24 protein-coding genes and 1 pseudogene are annotated in these 22780 nt (G+C 69.5%); 2 read left to right on the top strand and 23 right to left on the bottom strand.

The genetic code is table 11. From position 1 onward, the window contains the following. Positions 1-16: 16 nt before the first annotated feature. Together FVO59_RS15730 and FVO59_RS15735 are read right to left on the bottom strand one after the other, a co-directional pair. Positions 17-1081: a hypothetical protein gene (locus FVO59_RS15730; protein ID WP_182253472.1), complete on the bottom strand. Its 1065-nt coding sequence runs from the start codon at positions 1079-1081 to the stop codon at positions 17-19. After that, positions 1056-1658 (bottom strand): RNA polymerase sigma factor, encoded by a 603-nt coding sequence (locus FVO59_RS15735; RefSeq protein ID WP_182253473.1) that lies wholly within the window; start codon positions 1656-1658, stop codon positions 1056-1058. The genes FVO59_RS15730 and FVO59_RS15735 overlap by 26 nt, the downstream gene beginning before the upstream one ends. Positions 1659-1728: 70 nt before the next feature. Between FVO59_RS15735 and FVO59_RS15740 the strand changes: the two genes are divergently transcribed. Next, positions 1729-2211: an NUDIX hydrolase gene (locus tag FVO59_RS15740; RefSeq protein WP_182253474.1), complete on the top strand. Its 483-nt coding sequence runs from the start codon at positions 1729-1731 to the stop codon at positions 2209-2211. On the opposite strand, the gene FVO59_RS15745 is transcribed toward FVO59_RS15740, so the two are convergent. From FVO59_RS15745 to FVO59_RS15840, 20 genes and pseudogenes are all read right to left on the bottom strand, one after another. Then, a complete protein-coding gene (locus tag FVO59_RS15745; protein WP_182253475.1) occupies positions 2201-2776 on the bottom strand; it encodes a GNAT family N-acetyltransferase in 576 nt (191 codons plus the stop codon). The two genes, FVO59_RS15740 and FVO59_RS15745, sit on opposite strands and share 11 nt — an antisense overlap. Before the next feature lie 47 nt (positions 2777-2823). Then, positions 2824-3756 (bottom strand): RluA family pseudouridine synthase, encoded by a 933-nt coding sequence (locus FVO59_RS15750; RefSeq protein ID WP_182253476.1) that lies wholly within the window; start codon positions 3754-3756, stop codon positions 2824-2826. Positions 3757-3758: 2 nt separating this feature from the next. Beyond that, positions 3759-4337 carry a signal peptidase II gene (lspA, locus tag FVO59_RS15755; RefSeq protein ID WP_182253477.1) on the bottom strand — a complete coding sequence of 193 codons (579 nt, stop codon included), beginning with the start codon at positions 4335-4337 and terminating at the stop codon, positions 3759-3761. Positions 4338-4344: 7 nt separating this feature from the next. Further along, the gene (locus FVO59_RS15760; protein ID WP_182253478.1) at positions 4345-4914 is read right to left on the bottom strand and encodes a DivIVA domain-containing protein; all 570 of its coding nucleotides are present in this window, start codon (positions 4912-4914) and stop codon (positions 4345-4347) included. A gap of 143 nt (positions 4915-5057) precedes the next feature. After that, positions 5058-5357, bottom strand: coding sequence for a YggT family protein (locus FVO59_RS15765; protein ID WP_182253479.1), 300 nt, complete (start codon positions 5355-5357; stop codon positions 5058-5060). Between the two features lie 3 nt (positions 5358-5360). Further along, positions 5361-5834, bottom strand: a complete 474-nt coding sequence (locus FVO59_RS15770) for a cell division protein SepF (RefSeq protein WP_182253480.1) — start codon at positions 5832-5834, stop codon at positions 5361-5363. A 43-nt stretch (positions 5835-5877) separates the two neighbouring features. After that, positions 5878-6554 (bottom strand): annotated as a pseudogene (locus FVO59_RS15775) (YggS family pyridoxal phosphate-dependent enzyme). Further along, positions 6551-7693: a cell division protein FtsZ gene (ftsZ, locus tag FVO59_RS15780; protein ID WP_182253481.1), complete on the bottom strand. Its 1143-nt coding sequence runs from the start codon at positions 7691-7693 to the stop codon at positions 6551-6553. Before ftsZ ends, FVO59_RS15775 begins: the two are co-directional and overlap by 4 nt. A 208-nt stretch (positions 7694-7901) precedes the next feature. Further along, positions 7902-8888: a cell division protein FtsQ/DivIB gene (locus FVO59_RS15785; RefSeq protein ID WP_182253482.1), complete on the bottom strand. Its 987-nt coding sequence runs from the start codon at positions 8886-8888 to the stop codon at positions 7902-7904. A 1-nt stretch (position 8889) separates the two neighbouring features. Beyond that, on the bottom strand, positions 8890-10290 hold the full coding sequence (gene murC / locus FVO59_RS15790) for a UDP-N-acetylmuramate--L-alanine ligase (RefSeq protein WP_182253483.1): 1401 nt from the start codon (positions 10288-10290) through the stop codon (positions 8890-8892). A 12-nt stretch (positions 10291-10302) separates the two neighbouring features. After that, entirely contained in the window at positions 10303-11376 is a 1074-nt protein-coding gene (locus FVO59_RS15795) for a UDP-N-acetylglucosamine--N-acetylmuramyl-(pentapeptide) pyrophosphoryl-undecaprenol N-acetylglucosamine transferase (protein WP_182253484.1), read from the bottom strand. Beyond that, positions 11373-12599, bottom strand: a complete 1227-nt coding sequence (ftsW, locus tag FVO59_RS15800) for a putative lipid II flippase FtsW (protein WP_182253485.1) — start codon at positions 12597-12599, stop codon at positions 11373-11375. The genes FVO59_RS15795 and ftsW overlap by 4 nt, the downstream gene beginning before the upstream one ends. Positions 12600-12615: 16 nt before the next feature. Beyond that, the gene (murD, locus tag FVO59_RS15805) at positions 12616-14118 is read right to left on the bottom strand and encodes a UDP-N-acetylmuramoyl-L-alanine--D-glutamate ligase (RefSeq protein WP_182253486.1); all 1503 of its coding nucleotides are present in this window, start codon (positions 14116-14118) and stop codon (positions 12616-12618) included. Continuing rightward, positions 14115-15215 carry a phospho-N-acetylmuramoyl-pentapeptide-transferase gene (gene mraY, locus FVO59_RS15810; RefSeq protein ID WP_182253487.1) on the bottom strand — a complete coding sequence of 367 codons (1101 nt, stop codon included), beginning with the start codon at positions 15213-15215 and terminating at the stop codon, positions 14115-14117. The genes murD and mraY overlap by 4 nt, the downstream gene beginning before the upstream one ends. Then, on the bottom strand, positions 15212-16624 hold the full coding sequence (locus FVO59_RS15815) for a UDP-N-acetylmuramoyl-tripeptide--D-alanyl-D-alanine ligase (RefSeq protein ID WP_182253488.1): 1413 nt from the start codon (positions 16622-16624) through the stop codon (positions 15212-15214). Before FVO59_RS15815 ends, mraY begins: the two co-directional genes overlap by 4 nt. A 30-nt stretch (positions 16625-16654) precedes the next feature. Beyond that, positions 16655-18460 (bottom strand): peptidoglycan D,D-transpeptidase FtsI family protein, encoded by a 1806-nt coding sequence (locus tag FVO59_RS15820; protein WP_182253489.1) that lies wholly within the window; start codon positions 18458-18460, stop codon positions 16655-16657. Between the two features lie 20 nt (positions 18461-18480). Further along, positions 18481-19095, bottom strand: coding sequence for a cell division protein FtsL (gene ftsL / locus FVO59_RS15825; RefSeq protein ID WP_182253490.1), 615 nt, complete (start codon positions 19093-19095; stop codon positions 18481-18483). Continuing rightward, positions 19092-20030 (bottom strand): 16S rRNA (cytosine(1402)-N(4))-methyltransferase RsmH, encoded by a 939-nt coding sequence (gene rsmH, locus FVO59_RS15830; RefSeq protein ID WP_182253491.1) that lies wholly within the window; start codon positions 20028-20030, stop codon positions 19092-19094. The genes ftsL and rsmH overlap by 4 nt, the downstream gene beginning before the upstream one ends. Before the next feature lie 96 nt (positions 20031-20126). Beyond that, positions 20127-20558, bottom strand: a complete 432-nt coding sequence (gene mraZ, locus FVO59_RS15835) for a division/cell wall cluster transcriptional repressor MraZ (RefSeq protein WP_182253492.1) — start codon at positions 20556-20558, stop codon at positions 20127-20129. 253 nt (positions 20559-20811) lie between these two features. Next, positions 20812-21198 carry a DUF3040 domain-containing protein gene (locus FVO59_RS15840; protein WP_182253493.1) on the bottom strand — a complete coding sequence of 129 codons (387 nt, stop codon included), beginning with the start codon at positions 21196-21198 and terminating at the stop codon, positions 20812-20814. A 94-nt stretch (positions 21199-21292) separates the two neighbouring features. Here FVO59_RS15840 and FVO59_RS15845 point away from each other — a divergent pair, with 94 nt between their 5' ends. Next, positions 21293-22372, top strand: a complete 1080-nt coding sequence (locus FVO59_RS15845) for a polyprenyl synthetase family protein (RefSeq protein ID WP_430736356.1) — start codon at positions 21293-21295, stop codon at positions 22370-22372. Between the two features lie 23 nt (positions 22373-22395). Here FVO59_RS15845 and FVO59_RS15850 read toward each other — a convergent pair whose 3' ends face one another. Further along, positions 22396-22740, bottom strand: coding sequence for an Rv2175c family DNA-binding protein (locus FVO59_RS15850; protein ID WP_182253495.1), 345 nt, complete (start codon positions 22738-22740; stop codon positions 22396-22398). Positions 22741-22780 lie beyond the last annotated feature (40 nt).

Raw genomic sequence — 22780 nt, forward strand, 5'->3', positions numbered from 1 at the left:
GCGACGCTCCGCAGGATCACGGGGCGGAATCGACCACCGAGATCGTCGCCGTGGTGCGGCTGCTCCAGCGGGGTGCTGTCGGCTCCCCGTCCGGATCGACGCCGTACGGCCAGGACGTCACCTCGAGCACGTACCCCCGCTCCGTGTCGAGGACGAAATCGATCGCCGAGGTGTCGCCGTTCGTCCTCGTCCGCTCGTAGCGCAGCGTCGACCTGTCGGCGTCGGTGGACACGACCTCGACCCCGTCGAGCGTCGCGAAGGCTCGCAGCATGGAGGCACGCGCCGATGCGGGTGCGAGGTTGAAGACCGACACGTCGCTGATCGTCTCGGCGAAGTAGTGCCCGAGTCCGTTCGCATCCCCCTCACCCTCGTATCGAGAGGAGAACCAGTCGATCACCCCCGGCACGTCGTCAGGCAGATCGGCGTAGAGCTCACGATCGTCGAGGTGGTACTCGAAGGTCTCGCCGTCACCCCCGCCGCCCTCCGCGAGACCGCCCGGGTAGCGGTTCACGCCACCGAGCCCTCTGCCCGGATCCTGCTCGGCCCACTCCGCGAGGGCCTCTGCCGACCCCGTCCCCTGCGCGTCGACCACGGTGTACGGGATCCGCTCGCGCACCCACACGTCGTCCGCGTTCGCCGGGACCCAGGTCGTGCCCCGATCCTGGACGACGAGGATCGCCTCGGCATCCTCCGGATCGTGGTTGTTGAAACGGGCTCCCTCCGGCATGTCCGCATCCCAGGTGGTGTGCATCGAGAAGGCGGTCTCCAGCTTCAGGTACCTGCCGGGCTCCAGCGGCATCGCCGCACCCTTCTCCGCCCCCGCGGCCGCCTCCTCGAACACCGCGGCCGATGCGCTCGACGCGTCCGGGGGTGCGAGCACGGTCCCGACGACGATCGCCGTCACCGCCGACGCCGCCACCAGTCCGCCGACGCCTATCCACCGTCCCCTGGCGATCCGCTTCGCCTTCGGCTGTGCCGCGCCGATCGAGCGCATCAGAGCACGACGCGCCGCCGCGACGTCCTTCTCGTCGATGTGCGCCTCGGCCCCGCCGATCTCACGCACCTGTTCCATAAGCGACATCGCTCTCCTCCTTCGCCATCCAGGTCAGTCGGGCCGCGGTGTGCGAGCCCGGAGGTGCGAGCCTCCGCCGAACGCGATTCAACCGCGAACGGACGGTTCCGACCGGCACGCCGAGCGCGATCGCGATCTGCTCGTAGGTCAGATCGCCCCACGCGTACAGCAGCAGCGTGTCGCGATCCCGTGCCGACAGCGCCGCGATGCGGGGCGCGAGCGCCCTCACCGCCGCATCGGCGTCGATCCGCTCATCGACCCCACCATGACCCCCGTCGCCGACAGGCGCAGCGGCGGACGCGGCGGCGAACGACCGCCACTGCCTGGCCTCATCAGCGCGGTGCCGCTTCACGATCCGCGTCGCGATGCCGAGCAGCCACGGCAGCGCAGAACCGACGCTCCGGTCGAACGAGGCACGTCGGCGGAACGCCACGAGGAACGTCTCGCTGAGCGCGTCGTCCACGGCGTCCGCCCCCACCCGTCGCCGGATATAGCCGCCGACGGGACGGACGTGTCTCTCGAATATCCCGGAGAAGGCCTCCGGCTCCTCGAGCGATCGCTCGATGATCTCGCTGTCTGTGCTCACACCGGGTATTGCCTTCGCGCGCGGGAACGGTTCACGGAATCCTCTCATCGCGATCGATACGCTGAATGCCATGGCCACTCCAGAGTTCGTCCTCGTGCTGCGCGAGCACATCGGCACCGCACCGCTTCCCCTCGTCGGCACCACGGCCATCGTCTTCCGCGACGAGAAGGTGCTGCTCGGCAAGCGCGCGGACAACGGAGCGTGGCAGTCCGTCTCCGGCATCGTCGAGCCTGGCGAGGAGCCGGCAGACGCCGCGGCACGCGAGTGCCTCGAGGAGGCGGGAGTGGTCGTCTCGGTCGACAGGCTCGCACTCGTGCAGCAGCTCCCCCGGATCACCTATGCCAACGGCGATCAGGTCGACTACCTCGACCTCGTCTTCCGCTGCACCTGGGTGTCGGGAGACCCGCATCCGGCCGACGGCGAGCTGACCGAGGTCGGCTTCTACGACCTCGCGGCGATGGGTGACGTCGACGACGCGCATGTGCGCAAGATCGCCCTTGCGATGGCGGAGGACGATCCGGCGACCTTCCGCGGCGGTCGCGTCAGGCGCTGAGGTCGAGCCGCATCACCACACGAGGGAATCCGTCGAGCACCGAGCCTGTGTCCGCTGCCCTCTCGAAACCCGCACTCTCGAACAGCGATCGCGTGCCGACGTACATCATCGTCTGATTGACCTTCTCTCCGCGGTTGTCTACCGGATAGCCCTCAACGGCCGGCGCCCCGCGCTCACGCGCATAGTCGACCGCACCGGCGATCAGCGCATGCATGACGCCCTGCTTGCGGTGACCGGGTCGCACGCGGAAGCACCACAGCGACCACACGTCGACGTCATCGATGTGCGGGATGAGCCGGTTGCGCGCGAAGCTGGTGTCGCGTCGCGGGTGCAGAGCCGCCCAGCCGACGGGCTCGCCGTCGAGGTAGGCGATCACGCCCGGCGGCGGATCGTGGTCGCAGAGCTCGCGCACGCGGTCGGCGCGCGCCTCGCCGCGCAGCGCCACGTTCTCTTTGTTCCCGATGCGATAGCTCAGGCAGAAGCAGACGTTCGACGCCGGGTTCTTCGGCCCTACCAGGGTGGCGACGTCGTCGAAGCGCGTCGCCGGCCTCACCTCTATGCTCACCTGCGCAGTCTCGCGCATGGCACCGACATCGGCTCGGAGCGACGCGGTCAGTCCTCGGCGCGCCCCGGGTCGAGCGCCTCGAGCGCGTGTCGGAAGTCGGCGGGATACGGCGACTCGAACTGCACCCACTCGCCGGTGGCGGGGTGGCTGAACGCCAGGCGGTGCGCGTGCAGCCACTGCCTGCTCAGCCCCAGTCTCGCAGAGAGCGTCGGGTCGGCTCCGTAGAGCGGGTCTCCCACGCAGGGATGCCGGTGCGCGGCCATGTGCACGCGGATCTGATGGGTGCGCCCGGTCTCCAGGTGGATCTCGAGCAGCGACGCGCCGGGGAACGCCTCGAGAGTCTCGTAGTGCGTCACCGACGGCTTGCCGTCGGGCACGACGGCAAACTTCCAGCTGTGATTCGGGTGGCGGCCGATCGGCGCGTCGATGGTTCCGGAGAGCGGGTCGGGATGCCCCTGGACCACGGCATGGTAGATCTTCTCGACCGTTCGCTCCTTGAAAGCGCGCTTGAGCACCGTGTACGCGCGCTCGGTCTTGGCGACGACCATCAGCCCGCTGGTTCCCACGTCGAGCCGATGCACGACCCCCTGTCGCTCGGGAGCGCCGCTGGTGGCGACACGGAACCCGGCCGCCGCGAGGGCGCCGACGACCGTCGGACCCTCCCAGCCCAGCGACGGGTGCGCTGCGACGCCGGTGGGCTTGTCGACGACGACGATGTCCTCGTCATCGTGCACGATCCCGAGTTCGGGAACCGGGATCGGCTCGATCCTCGGCTCCTCCTTCGGCGCCCAGCTCACATCGAGCCAGCCGCCGGCCCGCAGACGATCCGACTTTCCGAGCGGGGCGCCGTCGAGAGTGACGCCACCCGCCTCGGCGACCTCGGCTGCGAAGGTGCGCGAGAAGCCGAGCATCTTCGCCAGGGCCGCGTCGACGCGCTGGCCGTCGAGCCCGTCGGGGACGGGAAGGCTGCGGGACTGCACGATCAGGCTCCCGCGGACGCGGCGGCGTCCTCATGGCCGGTCACGGCGTCGTCATCACTCGCGGCGTGGTCGCGCTCGCGCGTGCCGTCGAGACGCACCCCGAACACCACCAGCAGCGCCACGGCGATCATGCCCGACACGATGAAGATGTCGGCGACGTTGAAGATCGCGGGCAGCATCCAGGGCATCGAGATCATGTCGACCACGTGGCCGACCGCGAAACCCGGTTCGCGCAGCAGACGGTCGGTGAGGTTGCCGAGCACCCCGCCGAGCAGGCACCCGAGCACGACGGCCCAGAGTCGCGAGCTGACCTCGAACGTCTTCCAGATGATGATCCCGGTGACGACGGTCATGGCGATCGTGAAGATCCAGGTCATGTTGGAGGCGATCGAGAAGGCGGCGCCGGCGTTGCGCACGTAGTACAGCTGGAGGAACTCTCCCAGCACGGGCACGGCCTCGTGCTTGGGAAGGTTCTCGATCGTGAGGTGCTTCACATACTGATCGGCGGCCAGCACGAGCGTCGCGAGAAGAGCGACGATCGCGCCGGCCGCCGACCGACGAAGGGGACGACGTCCTGCCAAGAGTGACCTACAGGCCGATGGCGGAGACGGGCGTCGAGTCCGTCGGAGACTTCTGGTCGAGATCGCGCAGCTGGCCCTCGATCATCGCGCGCAGCTTGCCGCGGTAGTCGCGCTCGAACTCGCGGAGCTCGGTGATGCGACCTTCGAGGGTGTTGCGCTCGCGCTCGAGTCGTGCGGACTCCTCGCGCTGCTTGGCCTCGGCCTCGGTGCGGATGCGCGCGACCTCAGCCTCGGCGTCTTCGATGAGCTGCTTGCGCTTGGCCTCGCCCTCGGCGACGTGCTCGTCGTGCAGGCGCTGGGCGAGCTCGATGATGCCGGCGGAGGTGCCGGTGCTCGAGCCTTCGGCCACAGGGGCCGGGGCGGGCGCCGGAGCGGCCGCTGCGACAGGAGCCGGGGCGTTCTCGCCGGACTCGAACGCGGCGAGCTTCGCCTTCAGCTCGTTGTTCTCCTCGATGGTCTTGCGCCATTCAACGACGATCTCGTCGAGGTAGTCGTCGACCTCCTCAGGGTCGAAGCCGTCCTTGAATCGAACGTGCTGGAACTCCTTGTGGACGACGTCATCCGGGGTAAGTGCCATGGGTGGCTCCTCTTTCGATGAGTTCGGTTGCCAGTCGCTGAGAGCCGGCGATGTGGTTCTTCCGACGCGTACCCGGGGCGCGCGTCTGGGAGCCAAGCATAGTCCCCCAGTCTGAGCGGCGCGATGCGAGCACGCTCAGCAGGTCAGGTCAGAGCGCGCACGATCGCCATCAGGATGAGCACGCTGAGCATCGTCAGCATGAACCCGAAATCGAGGGCGATCGAGCCGATCCGCAGCGGCGGGACCAGCCGACGGAAGAAGCGGATGGGCGGATCGGTCACGGTGTAGACGATCTCCGCCGCGACCAGTCCCGCGCCGCGAGGACGCCAGGATCGGTTGAACAGCGGGATGTACTCGAGCACGAGTCGCACGATGAGCACGAGCACGTACAGGGTCAGCACCAGTTCGACGATGCCGCCGACGATGCTGAGGATCGCTCCCACGGATCAGGAGTCGAACGAGGCGGAATCCGCCTGCGCGATGCCGCCCTGACCCGACACGGCGATGTTCTCGGGCGAGAGCAGGAAGACCTTGCTGGTGACCCGCTCGATGCGTCCGTACAGGCCGAGCGAGAGACCGCTCGCGAAGTCGATCAGGCGGCGCGCGTCTGCGTCGCTCATCTGCGACAGGTTGATGATCACCGGGACGCCCTCGCGGAAGTTCTCGGCGATGATCTGCGCATCGCGGTACTGCTTGGGGTGCACGGTGAGGATCTCGTTGACCGCGCCGGCAGCGGGCTGACGCACCGCGGTCGGGCGGCGCAGCGGCGTGACGGGAGCCGGTGCGGCCTCGTCGCGCTCAGGCGTCTCGTGCTTGTCACGGGAGGCTCGCGCCGGCGTCTGCGCGGCTTCCTCCTCGTAGACCTCTTCCTCGTCGGCGAGGCCGAGATACACCATGGTCTTCTTCAGCGGGTTACCCATCGTGTCCTCCGGTTCGAACGTTCGGGCTGGTCTGGTTGAAAGGCTAACCCCGGTCGGGGCGCGGTCCTGTGATTGCGGATCCGATCCGCAGGTGTGTCGCACCCGCATGGATCGCCGCTTCGAAATCCCCGGTCATCCCGGCCGAGATCCACGTGGCCTCGGGGCGAGGGAGCGGATGCGGTCGGCGACATCGCGCAGCCGCGCGAAGGCGGATGCCGGCTCCTCGTCGAGAGGCGCGACGGCCATCACGCCACGAAGCCGCAGCGACGGGAGGCCGAGCACATGCTCGGTCAGCGCCTCGGCGTCTGCGAGGGTGCTCCCGCCGCGTCCCTCGTCCTCGGTGAGGTTCACCTGAACGAGGACATCGAGCACGTCATCGCCGACAGCGGCACGGTGCAGCGCGTCGGCGAGCCTGACCCGGTCGACGGAGTGCACGACGTCGGCGTCACGCCGGATCATCGCCGCCTTGTTGGTCTGGGCCTGACCGATGAAATGCCAGCGCACGTCGACGCCGTCGAGGTCCGCAAGCTTCGCCGACATCTCCTGCTGGCGGTTCTCGCCGACATCTGCGACGCCGAGCCCGTGCAGCTCGCGCACCAGGGAGGCCGGGTGGAACTTGGTCACCACGATCCGGGTGATCTCCCCCGGATCCCGGCCCGCCTGGCGCGCGGCGTCGGCGATGCGCTCGTCGATCGCCGACAGCCGCGCGCTGAGCGTCACTTCAGGAACTCGGGGATGTCGATGTCGTCGTCGGAGAAGGCCGGCTCGATGCTGGAGGCGACGGGCGCGGGCGCCACGGCCGGCTTGACCGGCTCGGGGCGCTCCTCTGCGGAGGTCTCCTCGACGCGCACCTCGGGCAGCGGGTTCGCCGCCGGGCGCTCGACGACCATCGGCTCGAGACGAGGAGCGGGCTCACCGCCGTCGAAGCCGGCCGCGATCACCGTGACGCGAACCTCGTCGCCGAGCGTGTCGTCGATAACCGTTCCGAAGATGATGTTGGCCTCGGGGTGCGCGGCCTCCTTGACGAGGTCGGCGGCATCGTGGATCTCGAAGATGCCGAGGTTCGATCCACCCTGGATCGACAGCAGCACGCCGTGGGCGCCCTCGATCGACGCCTCGAGGAGCGGCGACTCGACTGCGAGCTCGGCGGCCTTGATGGCACGGTCGGCGCCGCGGGCAGAGCCGATGCCCATGAGGGCGGATCCGGCTCCCTGCATGACCGACTTCACGTCGGCGAAGTCGAGGTTGATCAGACCGGGCGTGGTGATCAGGTCGGTGATGCCCTGCACACCGGCCAGCAGCACCTGGTCGGCCGTGGCGAACGCCTCGATCATCGAGATGCCGCGATCGCTGATCTCGAGGAGACGGTCGTTCGGCACCACGATGAGGGTGTCGACCTCTTCCTTGAGCTTCGCGACGCCGGCTTCGGCCTGGCTCTGGCGGCGGCGGCCCTCGAACGAGAACGGCTTGGTCACGACGCCGATGGTCAGGGCGCCGATCGACTTGGCGATGCGCGCGACGACGGGCGCTCCGCCCGTGCCGGTGCCGCCTCCCTCGCCGGCGGTGACGAAGACCATGTCGGCGCCGGTCAGCGCCTGCTCGATCTCCTCCGCGTGGTCCTCGGCGGCGCGACGACCGACCTCCGGGTCGGCTCCCGCGCCGAGGCCGCGGGTCAGCTCGCGCCCCACGTCGAGCTTGACGTCGGCGTCGCTCATCAGCAGCGCCTGGGCGTCGGTGTTGACGGCGATGAACTCGACTCCGCGGAGTCCGAGCTCGATCATGCGGTTGACGGCGTTGACGCCGCCACCGCCGACGCCGACGACCTTGATCACGGCGAGGTAGTTCTGGTTCTGGCTCATGGCCGGCCTCCGTTATTCGAGCCTGACGAGGGATAAACCTTAAACCTCAACGAGAGGGTTAAACTGTTTCCCGGTATTGCGTTCTCGTCAACGACGGTATGCGCAACGTCCCTCTGCGCCCGCACCGACACGGCGTGTCGCCGCGATCGATCCGCATCCCGGCATCCTGCGACTCCGACCGCCGCTCCGATACCGCGCGGGCGCGCCCTCAGCGCACGACGGGAACGGTGGGCGACGACACGTCGAAGGTGCTCGACCCCGGCGACGCGGCGATCAGGCGCACCAGCACGGCGGCCTTGCGCACCGAGTCCTTCTCACTCCCCCACACGACGGTCTTGCCGTCGCCGAGACGCAGCGTGACGTCGTCGCCCGATGTCGCCCGCACCTCGGCGACGGTAGAGCGGAGGTCCGCGGGGAGCGACCGCATCACCAGGCCCGCGCTGTGGAACGCGGCCGAGCGGACTCCCCCTGCGACATCGAGCTCAGGCCGACCCTCCGGCAGTTCGGGACTCGACGCGAGCACGACACCCGCCGCGTCGACCACCGAGTACCCGTCGTCGCCGCGGATCGCGCCGATCGGCGTCCGCTCCACGATCCGCACCAGCAGCTCGCGCGGCGGGCGCACCTCGAGGGCGTACGACTCGATGACGGGGAACTCCGCGAGCGCCGACCTCACCTCGTCTGCGTCAACCAGGGCGAGCGGTGCGCCGATCTGCCCCGACAGCGACTGCTGCACGACTGCGGGATCGATCGTCGTCGCCCCTGCGACGGTGATCTTCTCGACCGCGAAGAGAGGGCTGTACGCGGCGACCACACTGCCGATCACCAGCGCCGCGATCGCGGCCGCTGAGCCCCACACGACGAATCTGCGCCGGCGAGAGCGCTGGGTGAAGCGGCGGATCTCGGCACGAAGCGCCTTCCGGCGCGCCCTGGCCGCCCGCCAGACCTCACTGCTGCGCACAGCCTCACGCACGGCATCCCGATCCTCGTCCTCGATCACATCCGTGGTCGAGGCACGATCCGCGGCATCCGCGACGTCGGGGTCGCCGGCATCCTGCGCCGGGGACCCGGCGGCATCCGCGGACGCGCCGCCGAAGCGCAGCAGGCCACGGCGACGTCCGGGCGCTGCGTCCTCGGAGACGTCGTCAGGGGTCGGCTCCTCGGGCGATGCGGGAAGCGGTGCCGGGCGGCGCATGTCAGTCCTCGACGGGACGGCGCAGCGAGTCCAGCACCTGCGGGATGATCTGGTAGACGTTGCCGCAGCCGAGGGTGACGATGTAGTCGCCTTCGCGCGCGATGCGGGCCGTGTAGTCGGCCGCCTCCTGCCAGTCGGGGACGTAGTGCACGTTGGTCTGGTCGGCGAAGGCCCCGCTGACCAGTTCGCCCGTCACGCCGGGCACCGGATCCTCTCGCGCGCCGTAGACGTCGAGCATCACGGTGTGATCGGCGAGCTCTTCGAGCACCTCGGCGAACTCGCGGTACATGTGCTGGGTGCGCGAGTAGGTGTGCGGCTGCTGGATCGCGATCAGGCGCCCTGACCCCGCCACCCCGCGCATCGCCTCGAGGGCCGCTCGCACCTCGGTCGGGTGGTGCGAGTAGTCGTCGTAGACGCGCACGCCGCGCGCCTCGCCGTGCAACTCGAGCCGACGGACGGTTCCTGCGAAGCCCTCGACCGCACGGACGGCGTCTGCGAGAGCGTAGCCCAGCGTGAGCAGCACCGCCACGACGCCGCCCGCGTTGATCGCGTTGTGCGCGCCTGGCACGGCGAGCTGCATGCGCACCGACTCGGTGCCGCGCACCAGCGTCGCCGAGACCCCGCCGCCGGTGGCGATGTCGTCGATGCGGAGGTCGGCGTCGGGCGCGCGTCCGAAGGTGACGACCGTGCGGTGGCTGAGGCCTGCCCGCACGCGCTGCGCGCCGGGGTCGTCGCTCGAGATCACGACCGCCTCACGGGCCTCGTCGCCGAAGCGCACGAAGGCGTCGTAGAAGGCGTCCTCGGATCCGAAGAAGTCGAGGTGGTCGGGGTCGACGTTCGTGATCAGTGCGATCGCGGTGTCGTACAGCAGGAAGGTGCCGTCCGACTCGTCGGCCTCGATGACGAAGAGCTCGTCCGAGCCCGTGCCGCTCGAGATGCCGAGCTGCTCGATCACGCCGCCGTTGACGAAGCTCGGGTCGGCGCCGAGGGCCTGCAGTGCGGTCACGAGCATGCCGGTCGAGCTCGTCTTGCCGTGGGCGCCCGCGACTGAGACGAGACGACGCCCGCCGATCAGCCAGAACAGCGCCTGGGAGCGGTGGATGACGTGCAGGCCGCGCTGCTTGGCGGTGACGAACTCGGGGTTCTCCGGCCAGATGGCACCGGTGTGGATCACGGTGTCCGCGTCGCCGAGATGCGCCGCGTCGTGTCCGACGTGCACCGTCGCCCCGGCGGCGGCGAGGGCGCGCAGGTTGTCGCTGTCTGCGCGGTCGGATCCGGAGACGCGGATGCCCGCGTCGAGGAACATCCTCGCGAGTCCGCTCATGCCGGAACCGCCGATGCCGATGAAGTGCGCGGAGGAGATGGTGTCGGGGATCGGGAGGGAGAGGTCGGGTCTGATCATGTCGCTCCCAGTCTACTTTTCGGCGAGTGCGCGATCGATGAGCGCGATGAGGTCCTCGGAGCCGGTGCGCGAGCCGATGCGCTCGGCCGCCGCCGCCATCGCCTCGATGCGCGCGCGGTCCCCGAGCAGCGGGATGATCCGCTCGCGCACGACGTCGCCGTCGAAGGTCTCGTCATCCAGCAGCACGGCAGCCCCGGCCTCGACCGCCGATGCCGCGTTGAGCCGCTGCTCGCCGTTGCCGACCGAGTAGGGCACGTACACGGCCGGGATGCCGAGCGCGCTCACCTCGCTCACGGTGGCCGATCCTGAGCGCGACACGATCAGGTCGGCCAGGGCGAAGGCGAGATCCATCCGGTCGATGTAGCGGCGCATCGCGTAGCCAGGCACCTCGGGGTCGACGAGGTCGCTCCGCTCGCCCGTGGCGTGCAGCAGCTGCCAGCCGGCTGCGAGGATGTCGCCCCACGATCCGGCGATCGCCTCGTTCAGCCGCAGAGCCCCCAGCGAGCCCCCGAAGACGAGCAGCACCGGACGATCGGGGTCCAGACCGAAGTACGCCGCGGCCTCGGCTCTGGTTCCCGCCCGGTCCAGGTCGACGACCTCCCGGCGCAGCGGCATCCCGACCACCTCGCCGCGGGACAGCGGCGTGCCCTCGAACGCGACGCCGACGGCAGCGGCGCTGCGGGCGCCGAGCACGTTGGCCAGACCAGGCTTCGCATTGGCCTCGTGCACGACGAACGGGACGTTCTCGCGCCGGGCGGCGACGTAGGCGGGCGCGGACGCGTAGCCGCCGAAGCCGACGACCACGTCGATCGCGTTGCGGCGGATGTGCTCCCGCACCTGGGCGACCGCACGCTGGAATCGCAGGGGGAATGCGATGGCGGCACGGTTGGGACGACGCGGGAAGGGAACCTTGTCGACGATGAGCAGCTCGTAGCCGCGCTCCGGGACGAGGCGGGACTCGAGCCCCTCCTTCGTGCCCAGCACGAGCACCTGGTCGCCGGCGCGCTCACGCAGCAGATCGGCGACCGCGAGCAGCGGATTGACATGGCCGGCGGTTCCCCCGCCGGCGAGAAGGTACGAAGTCACCTCGCGACCCTACCCGCTGTCGCCGTGGTCCGGCCGCGTGGCGTCTGGACGGACGCGCGCGGGTCGGACTGGGGCAGCGTGCGGGCGAAGGCGAGCAGCACGCCGCACGCCGCCAGCACCGACACCAGCGCTGTGCCGCCCTGCGACATGAAGGGCAGCGGCACTCCCATCACGGGGAAGACCCGCAGCACGACGCCGATGTTGATCAGCGCCTGACCCATGATCCACACGCCGATCCCTCCCGCGGCGACCCGGATGAAGGGGTCGTCCGAGCGGCGCACGATGCGGAACACGCCGACCGCGAAGACCGCGAAGAGCGCCAGCACCAGCACGCAGCCGATCAGGCCGAGCTCCTCGCCGACGATGGCGAAGATGTAGTCGTTCTCGGCGGCGGGCAGCCAGCCGTACTTCTCCTGCGAGTTTCCGAGCCCGACGCCGAAGATGCCGCCGTTCGCCATCCCCCACATGCCGTGCACGGCCTGGTAGCACTCGCGCGTCGGGTCGCAGGCCTCGGGATTGAACGCCGACATGATGCGCTTCATGCGGTTGTCACTGGTCAGCGCATACCCGAGCACGGCGATGACGCCGCCGATCAGCGGCAGGATGAACAGGCGCAGCTTGACGCCGGCGAAGAACAGGCAGCCGAGGGTGATCAGCACGAGCACCATCGCCGTGCCGAGGTCGTTGGCCCCGATCACGGTGCCGACGACGAGCACCGACACGGGGACCACGGGGATGAAGACGTGATGCCAGATGCCCAGACGCGCGCGCTTGCGAAGCAGCACATAGGCGATCCAGAGCGCCAGTGTCAGCTTCAGGAACTCGGACGGCTGCAGCTGGAAACCGGCGATCCGGATCCAGTTGGTGTTTCCATACGACGACACGCGCAGACCGGGCACGAAGACCAGCAGCTGCAGGGCGGTGGCTCCGATGAGCGCCGGCCATGCGATGCGACCGAGGAACGACACGGGCAGCCGGCTGATCAGCAGCATCAGCGGGATGCCGAGAAGTGCGAAGATGCCCTGCTTGAGCGCGCCGTCCCACGGGTCGGGCTTCGCGCTGGTCGCGGAGAGCACCATGACCCATCCGAAGACCGTGAGCACCAGAGCCGTCGAGGCGATGAGCACGAACTCCGTGGTGGGAGGAGCGAAGAGGCGACCGAGCGATACCCGCGCCGCGAGTCCGCGGCCCTCGGTGCGCGGAGGGCGAGTCGTCTGCGTCATCCGCGCCCTCCTCCGTCTACGATCCCGACTGCTCGATCCATGCGCGCACCGCCTGCGCGAAGCGCTCTCCCCGGTCCGCGTAGCTGGCGAACTGGTCGAAGGATGCCGCGGCGGGAGCCAGCAGCACCGTCCCCTCGCCGTCGATGATCCCGGTCGCCAGTTCCACGACGCGATCCATGACCTCCCCAGTCTCACCGGGGACGACCTCGAACACCGGCACCTGCGATGCGTGTCGCTCGAATGCCGCGAGAACGGGCGCGCGGTCCACGCCGATCACGATCGCGGCCCCCGCCGTGCGGCCGGCATCGGCGACGAGGTCCCCGAGGTCGACCCCCTTGAGGTCGCCACCGACGACCCACACCGCGCCGGGGTAGGCGCGCAGCGACGACGCGGCCGCGTGCGGATTGGTCGCCTTCGAGTCGTCGATCCACCGGATGCCGCGATGCTCGGCGATCAGCTGGATCCGATGCGCGTCCAGGGTGAAGTCGCGAAGGGCGTCATGGATGACAGCGGGTGCGACGTCCAGCGAGCGGACCAGCGCGGACGCGGCGAGGATGTTCTGCACGATGTGCGGCGCGCCGAGGCCCGCTGCGCGGAGCTCGTCGAGCGTGGTCAGCTCGAGTGCGCTGTTGCGACGATCCGCATGGAAGGCGCGGTCGACGAGAATGCCGTCGACCACGCCGAGGTCGCTGGGCCCCGGCGTGCCGAGGTCGAAGCCGATCGCGCGCGCTCCCTCGGTGACATCCGCCTCCTCCACCATGCGCACGGTGGCGGCGTCCGCTTTGTTGTACACGCAGGCGACCCTCGTGTGCCGGTACACGAACGACTTCGCCTCGCGGTACGCGTCCGAGCTGCCGTGCCAGACGAGGTGGTCGTCTGCGAGGTTCAGGCAGACCGCGGAGTGGGGCACGAGCTGTCCCGCGAGGGCGGACTGGCCGATGTACCAGAGCTGGTGGCTGGACAGCTCGACGACGAGCACGTCGAAGCCGGCCGGGTCGCGCACCGCGTCGAGCACGGGGACGCCGATGTTGCCGCAGGGGGCTGCACGCAGGCCGCCGGCCTGCAGCAGCGTCGCGGTCAGCTGGGTGGTGGTCGTCTTGCCGTTGGTGCCCGTGATGAGCACCCAGTCGGCGGGAGAGCCGTCGGCGCGCACGACCTTGTCGCGCACCCGCCAGGCGAGCTCGATGTCTCCCCAGAGTGCGATCCCGTTCTGCTGCGCCCAGCGGATCACCGGGTGCGACGGAGGAAAGCCGGGAGATGCGACGACGACCTCGGGATCGAAATCGCGCAGTGCCGCCGGGACATCGGCGAGCGATGCCAGCTCCAGTCGCGCACCGATCACCGGCACCAGACGGGCGTACTCCTCTGCCGCGCCCTCGGAGAGCACGAGAACCTCGGCGCCCAGCTCGGTGAGCGTGTCCGCCGCGGAGAAGCCGGTCACCGACAGCCCCAGCACGGCGACCCTCAGCCCCGACCAGTCGGCGCGCCAGCTGGTGAGGGAGTCCAGTCGATCGCTCATGCCTGAATCAGCCAGTCGACGTAGAAGAGCCCGACGGCCGACACCGCGAGGAGACCGGCGATGATCCAGAGCCGCACGACGATCGTCACCTCGGCCCAGCCGCGCATCTCGAGGTGATGATGGAACGGGCTCATCAGGAAGAGCCGTTTGCCGCGGGTCACCTTGAAGTACAGCCTCTGCAGGATGACAGAGCCGGAGGAGAGCACGAAGATGCCGGCGATCACGAGCAGCAGCAGCTCGGTGCGGGTCAGGATCGCCATGGCCGTCACGACGCCGCCGATCGCCATCGAGCCGACATCGCCCATGAACACCTTGGCCTTGGGCGCGTTCCACCACAGGAACCCGACCAGGCCGCCGGCGAAGGCCGCCGCCACGGTCGCCAGGTTCAGGGGTTCGCGCACCTCGTAGCATCCTGCCTGAGCCAGCAGCGATCCCACGCAGGACTGCTTGAACTGCCAGAACGCGATGAGGCTGTACGCGCCCACGACCACCACGCCGGCTCCGGCGGCGAGACCGTCGAGCCCGTCGGTCAGGTTCACGCTGTTCGACGTCGCCACGCCGATCACCGAGACCCAGATCAGATAGAGGATCCAGCCGAGCACCGCACCGAAGGCGAAGAGGTTGAGCCACGGGATGTCGCGGAACAGCGACACGTAGCCGCTGGCCGGGTACTGGCCGAGGCGGTTCGGGAAGTTCAGTGCGACGATGCCGAACGGCACGAGCACGAGCAGCTGCCCCACGATCTTGCGCCAGCCGGAGAGCCCGAGGCTGCGCTGGCTGCGGATCTTCATGTAGTCGTCGATGAAGCCGACGATGCCGAAGCCGACCATCAGCCAGAGCACGAGGATCGCGCTGAGCGCCGGTGTCGTGCCGCCGAAGAAGCTTCCGGCGAAGTAGCCGATCACCGTTCCGACGATGAAGATGACGCCGCCCATGGTGGGCGTGCCGCGCTTGGCCTCGTGGCTCGGGTTGGCGATGTCCTCCGGGGTGCGGATGACCTGCCCCCAGCCGATCCGGCGGAACACCTTGAGGAAGACCGGGGTCAGGAAGAGCGAGAAGGCGAGCGAAATCGCCGTCGCCATAAGCAAGGACCTCACGAGAACGATTCTCCCAGACGATCGCCGAGATGCCGGAGCCCCGCGGAGTTGGACGACTTCACGAGCACCCTGTCGCCGTCACGCAGCTCGTGCGTGAGGTACTCGAACGCGGCATCCTGGTCGGGCAGGTGCACGGCCTCGCCGTCCCACGAGCCCTCGCCGACCGCGGCCAGGTACAGACGCCGCGCATCGGCGCCGACGACGACGATGCGCTGGATGTTCAGGCGCACGGCGAGCAGTCCGATCCGGTCGTGCTCCTCGCCTGCGGTCTCCCCCAGCTCGCTCATCGCACCGAGCACCGCGACGGTGCGCTCCCCGGGCGCGACGATCTGAGCGAGGGTGCGCAGGGCCGCGGCCATCGAGTCGGGACTGGCGTTGTAGGCGTCGTTGATGATGCGGACGCGGTCGGATCCCATCGGCTGCATGCGCCAGCGCTCGGCGATCTCGACGGTCTCGAGACGACTGATCGACGCGCGCACCGGCACACCGAGCACACGGGCGGCGGAGATCGCGGCGAGGGCGTTGTGCACGTGATGTGCGCCGAGCACCTGCAGACGCAGCGGGGTCTCCTCGCCGTCGGCGCTGATGACGGCGCTCGTGCCGTCGGATGCGACCTCGATGCGGTCGGCCCTGACCTCGGCATCCGGATGCTGGCCGAAGCCCACCACCGACATCCCGCGCTCCTCGGCGATGCGGCGCATCGCCCACACGCGCGGGTCGTCCACGTTCAGCACCGCCGTGCCGTCGGTCCGCGCGGCGCTGACCAGCTCGGACTTCGCCTTCGCCGTCTCCTCGATGCCGCCGAACCCTCCTGCGTGGGCGAGTCCGACCATGAGCACGACGGAGACGTCGGGGGTGACCAGTCCGGCCAGGCGGGCGATGCTGCCTGCGCCTGCAGCACCGAACTCGCTCACCAGATACCGGGTGCTCGGTGTGACCCGCAGCATCGTCAGCGGTGCGCCCACCTCGTTGTTGTACGAGCGGACAGGCGCGACCGTCTCGCCCTCATCCGACAGGATGCGCGCCAGGAAGTTCTTGGTGGTGGTCTTGCCGTTCGAGCCGGTGATGCCGACGATCCGGAGGTCTCCTGCCGCGCGCACGCGCGCGACGACCTCGCGCGCGAGGTCGGCCAGAGCGGCGACCGCGTCGGCGACGACGATCTGGGTGAGCTCGGCCTCGACCGGCCGCTCGACGATGGCCAGCACCGCCCCGGCGGCGGCGGCTGCGGCGACGAAGTGGTGACCGTCGGTCACCTCACCGGGCTTCGCCACGAAGATCGAGCCGGCTGTCATCTGGCGCGAGTCGGTGTCGACGACGCCGTCGACGACGGTGTCGGCCGTGTCGGCTGCGTGCAGGCGCAGCTCACCGTTCAGGATCTCGGCGATCTCGGCGAGCGAAAGGGCGATCATGTGGCATCTCCTTGCGCGGCGGGATGCCGGCTAGTCGAACTTCGGGAGCAGCTCATCCATGGGCTGCGAAGAGGGGGCGACGCGGTAGGTCTTGAGCACCTGCGTCATCGCCTTCTGGAACGCGACGGCGGTGGCCGCGGAGTTCCTAATCTTAGTCGGCTCGTCGAGGGTGACCAGGACGACGTACTGCGGATCCTCGATGGGCGCGATGCCCGCCATGTTGGTGAAGTAGACGCCCTTCTTGTATCCGGGCTTGTCGAGGTTGGGCTTCTGCGCGGTTCCGGTCTTCATGCCGATCCGGTAGCCGGGCACGGCGACCGTCTTGGCGAGGCCGCCCTGGACGGCGACGTTCTCGAGCATCCGTCGGACCTGCGCCGCGGTGTCCTCGCTGACCACCTGGGTCGCCTCCGGCCGGTCGGCCTCGACGACGGTGCCGTCGGGCATCGTGCACGACTCGACGAGCGAGAGGTCGAGCCTCTTTCCCCCGTTGCCGAGCGCCTGGTACGCACCGGCGATCTGAGCGGGGGTGACGGTGAACGCCTGCCCGAACGTGGTGGTGTAGAGGGTCTGACCTCGCCACTTCTCGAGGTCGGTGATCTGGCCGGACTGTTCTGCGGGGAAGCCCACCGCGGTGCGTGCTCCGACCCCGAACTTCTGCAGGTAGTCGTAGCGCGTCTCGGGCGCGATCATCGTGCCGAACTTCGACAGCGAGACATTCGAGGAGTCGATCAGCGCGCCGGCGAAGGTGTACTGGTACACGGGGTGGGAGAACGGGTCGTTGACCTCCGCGCCGTTCGGGAAGTGCTCGCGCGACGGCGCGGTCACCGTTGTCAGCGGGGTGGCCGCCCCCTGGTCGAGCACCGCCGCGGCCGTGATGGGCTTGAAGGTCGAGCCGGGCTCGTAGGCGTCCGAGAACACCTGGGACTTCCAGTATTTGGGGTCGACGGAGTCGATGTCGTTGGGGTCGACGGCGGGGTATTCCGCCATGGCCCGGATCTTCCCCGTCTTCACCTCCACGACGGTGACCGAGCCGGCCTGCGCACCCTGCTTCTGCGCCTCCTCGGCGATCATCTGCTGCAGGTACCAGTTCAGGTCGCTGTTGATCGTCAGCTGCACGGTGCCGCCGTCGGTCGCGGGCGTGATCTGCTCGCTGCCCGGGATCTTCACGCCGCCCTGACCGCGGAGGTACGTCATCTCGCCGTTCTTCGCGGCGAGGCACGAGTCCTCGATGCGCTCGATGCCGTACTGAGCTTTGCCCGACCCGTCGAGGAAGCCGAGCGCCGTCCCCGCGACCGCGCCGTTCGGGTAGACGCGCACGGAGCGCGGCTTCATAGCGATGTAGGCGAGCCCGTCTTCGGTCTTCAGCTCGCGCAGCTGCAGGTACTGCTCGGTGCTGAGGCCGTTGGCGAGCACGAGGTACTGGGAGTTCGGATCCTGCGCGAGCTTCTTCGAGACGCTCTCGCGCAGCTCGTCGACATCGAGACCGGCGATGCGCGCGATGCGCTCACTGGCCTCGTCCCAGCTGAGCTTCGGCTTCTTCTTCGGATTGGGCTCCTCCTCGAACTCGCGGATGAGCAGCGGAGAGAGCTGCGCGTCGTAGACGAGAACGCTCGAGGCGAGCACGGTGCCGTCCGAGTCGGTGATGTCGCCGCGCGCGCCGGCGATGACCTGCGTCGATCCGAGGTTGCCGGTGTTCACGCCCTCGGCCACGTGATCGTCCGCGTGGACCATCTGGATGTCGACGAGCCGGAACACGAACGCCCCGAGCACCGCGAGGATCACGGCGAGGGCGGCGACGGTGCGTCGGCGCTGTGAGCGAGTTGCTCGAGTCGTCATGCGCTTCTCCGTCCGGTGGGCTATCGGGTGACGGGGGTGGGAAGCCCGTCGGTGACGACGGGCGGGGCGGCTGGTTCGATCGGCGTGACCGCGATGTCAGAGACGGATTCGGCCGCTGCTGTGTCGTCCCCCGCTGCCGCGTCATCCTCTGCCGTCGGGGTCTCCTCCGCGGGCGGGACGGGCGAGGCGAGCAAGGCGTTGCCGACCACCGTGCCGCCGTTCGGGTTGACGGTGGATGCCCAGCTCGCGCCGTCCCCCGCCCCGAGCACCTGTCCGTCGCTGAGCCGCAGATACGATGCGGAACCCGCGACGACGAGGCCCATGGCATCCGCTTTGGCCGCCAGCGCCTGCGGAGAGCTCATGCCCACGAGCTGCTCGTGCAGCGCCTGCTTCTGCAGGCCGAGCTCGTGCTGCTGGCTGTTCAGGCCGGCGAGCACGAAGGCGTCCTGCGTGGTGGCGAGCGAGATGCCCATCTGGGCGGCGCCGATGGCCAGCGCGCCGCCGACGGCGAGCGCGGCGTACGCGAGCCGCGGTCGTCGCCTGGCTGCCGGAGCCGTGACGGGGGCGAGCCGCGGACGCGGCGGCTCTGTGCGCGGTGCGGGCCGTGGCTGCACGCGGGCGGTCTGGAGGCTCATGCCGACTCCCTCAGCTTCTCTGCGGCACGCAGCCGCACCGGGATGGCGCGCGGGTTGCGCGCCTTCTCCTCGTCGCCTGCCAGCTCAGCGCCCTTCGTGAGCACGCGGAAGCGGGGGGCGTGCTCGGGCAGCTCCACCGGGAGCCCGGCGGGTGCGGTCGACGAGGATGCCGCGGTGAACGCCTGCTTGACGAGGCGGTCCTCCAGCGACTGGTACGCCATGACGGCGATCCTGCCGCCGACGGCGAGCGCGTCCATCGCCGCCGGGATGGCGTCGGCGAGCACGCTGAGCTCGGAGTTCACCTCGATGCGCAGCGCCTGGAAGACGCGCTTGGCGGGGTGGCCGGCGCGCTGCGCCGCGGCGGGGGTGGCCGCGACGAGCAGGTCGACGAGTTCTCCGGAGCGGGTGAGGGGATGCCGGGCCCTGGCTTCGACGATGAACCGGGCGTAGCGGCCGGCGAGCTTCTCCTCGCCGAACCGCTCGAAGATGCGCCGCAGCTGGCCCTCGCTGTACTCGGCCAGGATCGTGGCGGCCGTGCGGCCCTTGGTCTGGTCCATCCGCATGTCGAGGGGGGCGTCCTTCGAGTATGCGAAGCCGCGGTCCGCCTCGTCGAGCTGCAGCGACGAGACGCCGAGGTCGAACAGGATCGCGGAGGCTCCCTGCGCGTGCAGGCCGATCTCGTCGTACACCGTGTGCACGAGCGTGACGCGGTCGCCGAAGGGCGCGAGGCGCTCGCCCGCGATGCGGAGAGCGTCGGTGTCGCGGTCGAGGCCGACGAGGCGGATGCCGGGGAAGCGCTCCAGGAACGCCTCCGAGTGGCCGCCCATGCCGAGCGTGGCATCGACGAGCACCGCGCCGTCCTGCTGCAGCGCTGGTGCGAGCAGCTCGATGCAGCGTTCCAGCAGCACCGGGGTGTGGATGTCGCGGATGCTCATGATCTTCTCCCGTGACCTCCGGCTCTGATTCCTCTCCGCTCGACCCGGCACCGGGGAAGTGTGTCGGGGCGGAGCGGCGAGGCATCACAGCCGTGGTCAGAACAAGCCGGGAATCACCTCCTGTTCCAGATCGGCGTAGGACTCTTCATTGCTCTCGAGGTACTCATTCCAGGCGGTGGCGTCCCAGATCTCGGCGTGGGCGCCTACGCCGGTGACGACCAGTTCCTTCTCCAGGCCCGCGTACTGACGCAGGTGGGCCGGGATGGTGATGCGGTTCTGGCTGTCGGGCATCTCCGCGCTCGCGCCCGAGAGGAACATGCGCAGGAAGCTGCGCGCCTGCTTGTCGGTGAGCGGGGCCTGACGGATCCGCTCGTGCTTGGCCTCGAACTCAGCGGTGCTGAACACGTACAGGCAGCGCTCCTGGCCGCGGGTGACCACGATGCCGCCGGCGAGGTCCTCGCGGAACTTCGCAGGAAGGATCACGCGGCCCTTGTCGTCGAGCTTCGGCGTGTGGGTACCCAGCAGCACTGGCCATCACCCCCTCTGCGTCCGGCCAACTCGAGGTGCGCACCACTTTACTCCACTTCGCTCCACTTTCCTACGAGAATCCACCCCGATTCCTGTCGATCTCCCGAGAGAGGTGCGGCCGAGGCCCGTGATTCCGCGGCACGGGACGCGTGGAGGGCAGTGGAGGGCTGGTGGAGGACCAGTGGAGGAGAATCCGCGACGAAGGCACAAAAAAACCCGGATGCACGGCATCCGGGTTTCTCAGTGGGTCAGATCAGCGTTCGTCTTGGCGCCGATCCCAGCGATCGTTCATGCGATCCATGAAGGAGGAGTCCTGCGACTTCGGAGCGCGCTGCTTCGTCGACGTCGAGGGGGCGGAGGTGCGGCGCACGGGTGTGAACGCGAGGATCGCGCCGCCGAGCATCGCAAGGAAGGCGACCACGCCGACGATGATGCTGCCCGCCACGCCGATCGCATCGCCGGCCGCGACGGCAGCCACGAGACCGCCGATGCCTGCGAGCAGCAGGAGCGCGCCGTACACCAGGTTGCGGTAGCTCAGAGCGCGGTCGCCTGACGGCGCCGTGACGACGTCCGCGTCGTGCTGGAGGAGATGGCGCTCCATCTCATCGAGCATGCGCTGCTCTTGTTCGGAAAGAGGCATGTCGAACCCCCTCGGTTTCGGTCTGTCAAGTCTACCCGCGCGCAGGGCGGCGGGCTACCCGAGCACCCCTGGATTGCCTGCATCTAGGCTGGGAATCGTGCCATCCTCACCCGTCACCGATGCCATCGCAGACAGACTCGACCACTTTCTGCAGAGCATCCGCTCGCGCGGAGCCGAGTACGGGCCCGACGCCGAGCTCTTCCTCGGCGCCGCAGCCGCGACGCTGCAGGGAGGAAAGCGCCTGCGCGCTCGCTTCGCGCACGCCGGCTGGCTCGCCGCGGGCGGCGACGGCACCGCGCCCGACGCCGCACTGTGGGGACTCGGCGCCGCGCTGGAGGTCTTCCAGTCGGCCGCACTCGTTCATGACGATCTGATCGACAACTCCGACACCAGGCGCGGACGGCCCGCATCCCATCGCGCCCTCGAGGCCGCCCACCGGGATGCCGGATGGCACGGCGATGCGGAGGCCTTCGGCCGTTCGGCGGCCGTGCTGCTCGGCGATCTGCTCGTCGCGTGGAGCGATGATCTGCTCGAGGAGAGCCTGCGCGGGCATCCTCATGCCGCTGCCACCCGCGCGGAGTACGCGCGCATGCGCCGCGACGTGACCGTCGGCCAGATGCTCGACATAACAGAGGAGTCGGCATGGAGCGTCAACCCGCCCTCTTCGCTCCTCGAGCGTGCGCTGCGCGTCGCGGCACTCAAGTCCGCGCGCTACAGCGTCGAGCAGCCGATCCTCCTCGGCGCGACGCTCGCGGGCGCCGATGACTCGCTGCTCGAGGGCCTTCGCGCCTTCGGGCATCCGGTAGGCATGGCCTTCCAACTGCGCGACGACGTGCTCGGCGTGTTCGGCGATCCGACCGTCACCGGCAAACCCGCCGGCGACGACCTGCGCGAGGGCAAGCGGACCGCACTCATCGCGATCGCTCGCGATGCACTCGACGACGACGCGCGCCGGCACCTTGACGCGCGGATCGGCGATCCCGACCTCAGTGCCGCCGAGGTGGCGCAGCTGCAGGAGCTGATCCGCGAGTCGGGCGCGGCCGAGCAGGTGGAGCGCATGATCGCGGCGTACACGGAATCAGCCGCACGCGCCCTCGACGCCGCGGCACTGAACACCAGGGCCGCGCAGACGCTGAACGAGCTCGCCACGGCTGCGATCGCACGATCGGCCTGACCGGCCTGCGCGCCGACCCGCCGTCAGGCGAGAGTGCGCGCGACGCGGCGGACCTCGCTCTTGTGCCCGGCGAGCAGAGCCGCGATCGGCGTGCGTCCGAGACTCTCCTCCTCGGCGAGCAGCCAGTCGATGATCTCGTCATCAGAGAACGATGCATCCTGCAGCGCCATGATCGTGCCGCGCAGCGACGGCAGCGGACGGGCGTCGACGATGAACACCGCGGGAACAGCGAAGGCGCCACCGCGGCGGGAGCCGATCAGATAGTGCTCATCGAGCAGTCGACGCACACGTCCAGGGGTCTCGCCGAGGGCCTCGGCGAGCTCGGGGATCGTCAGCCAGGAGGAGGGATCAGCAGCGTTCTCAGACACCCCTCCACTATCTCATCCGAGGCATCGCGGATCGTGTCGC

The organism is Microbacterium esteraromaticum, from assembly GCF_014084045.1.
GTDB lineage: Bacteria > Actinomycetota > Actinomycetes > Actinomycetales > Microbacteriaceae > Microbacterium > Microbacterium esteraromaticum_D.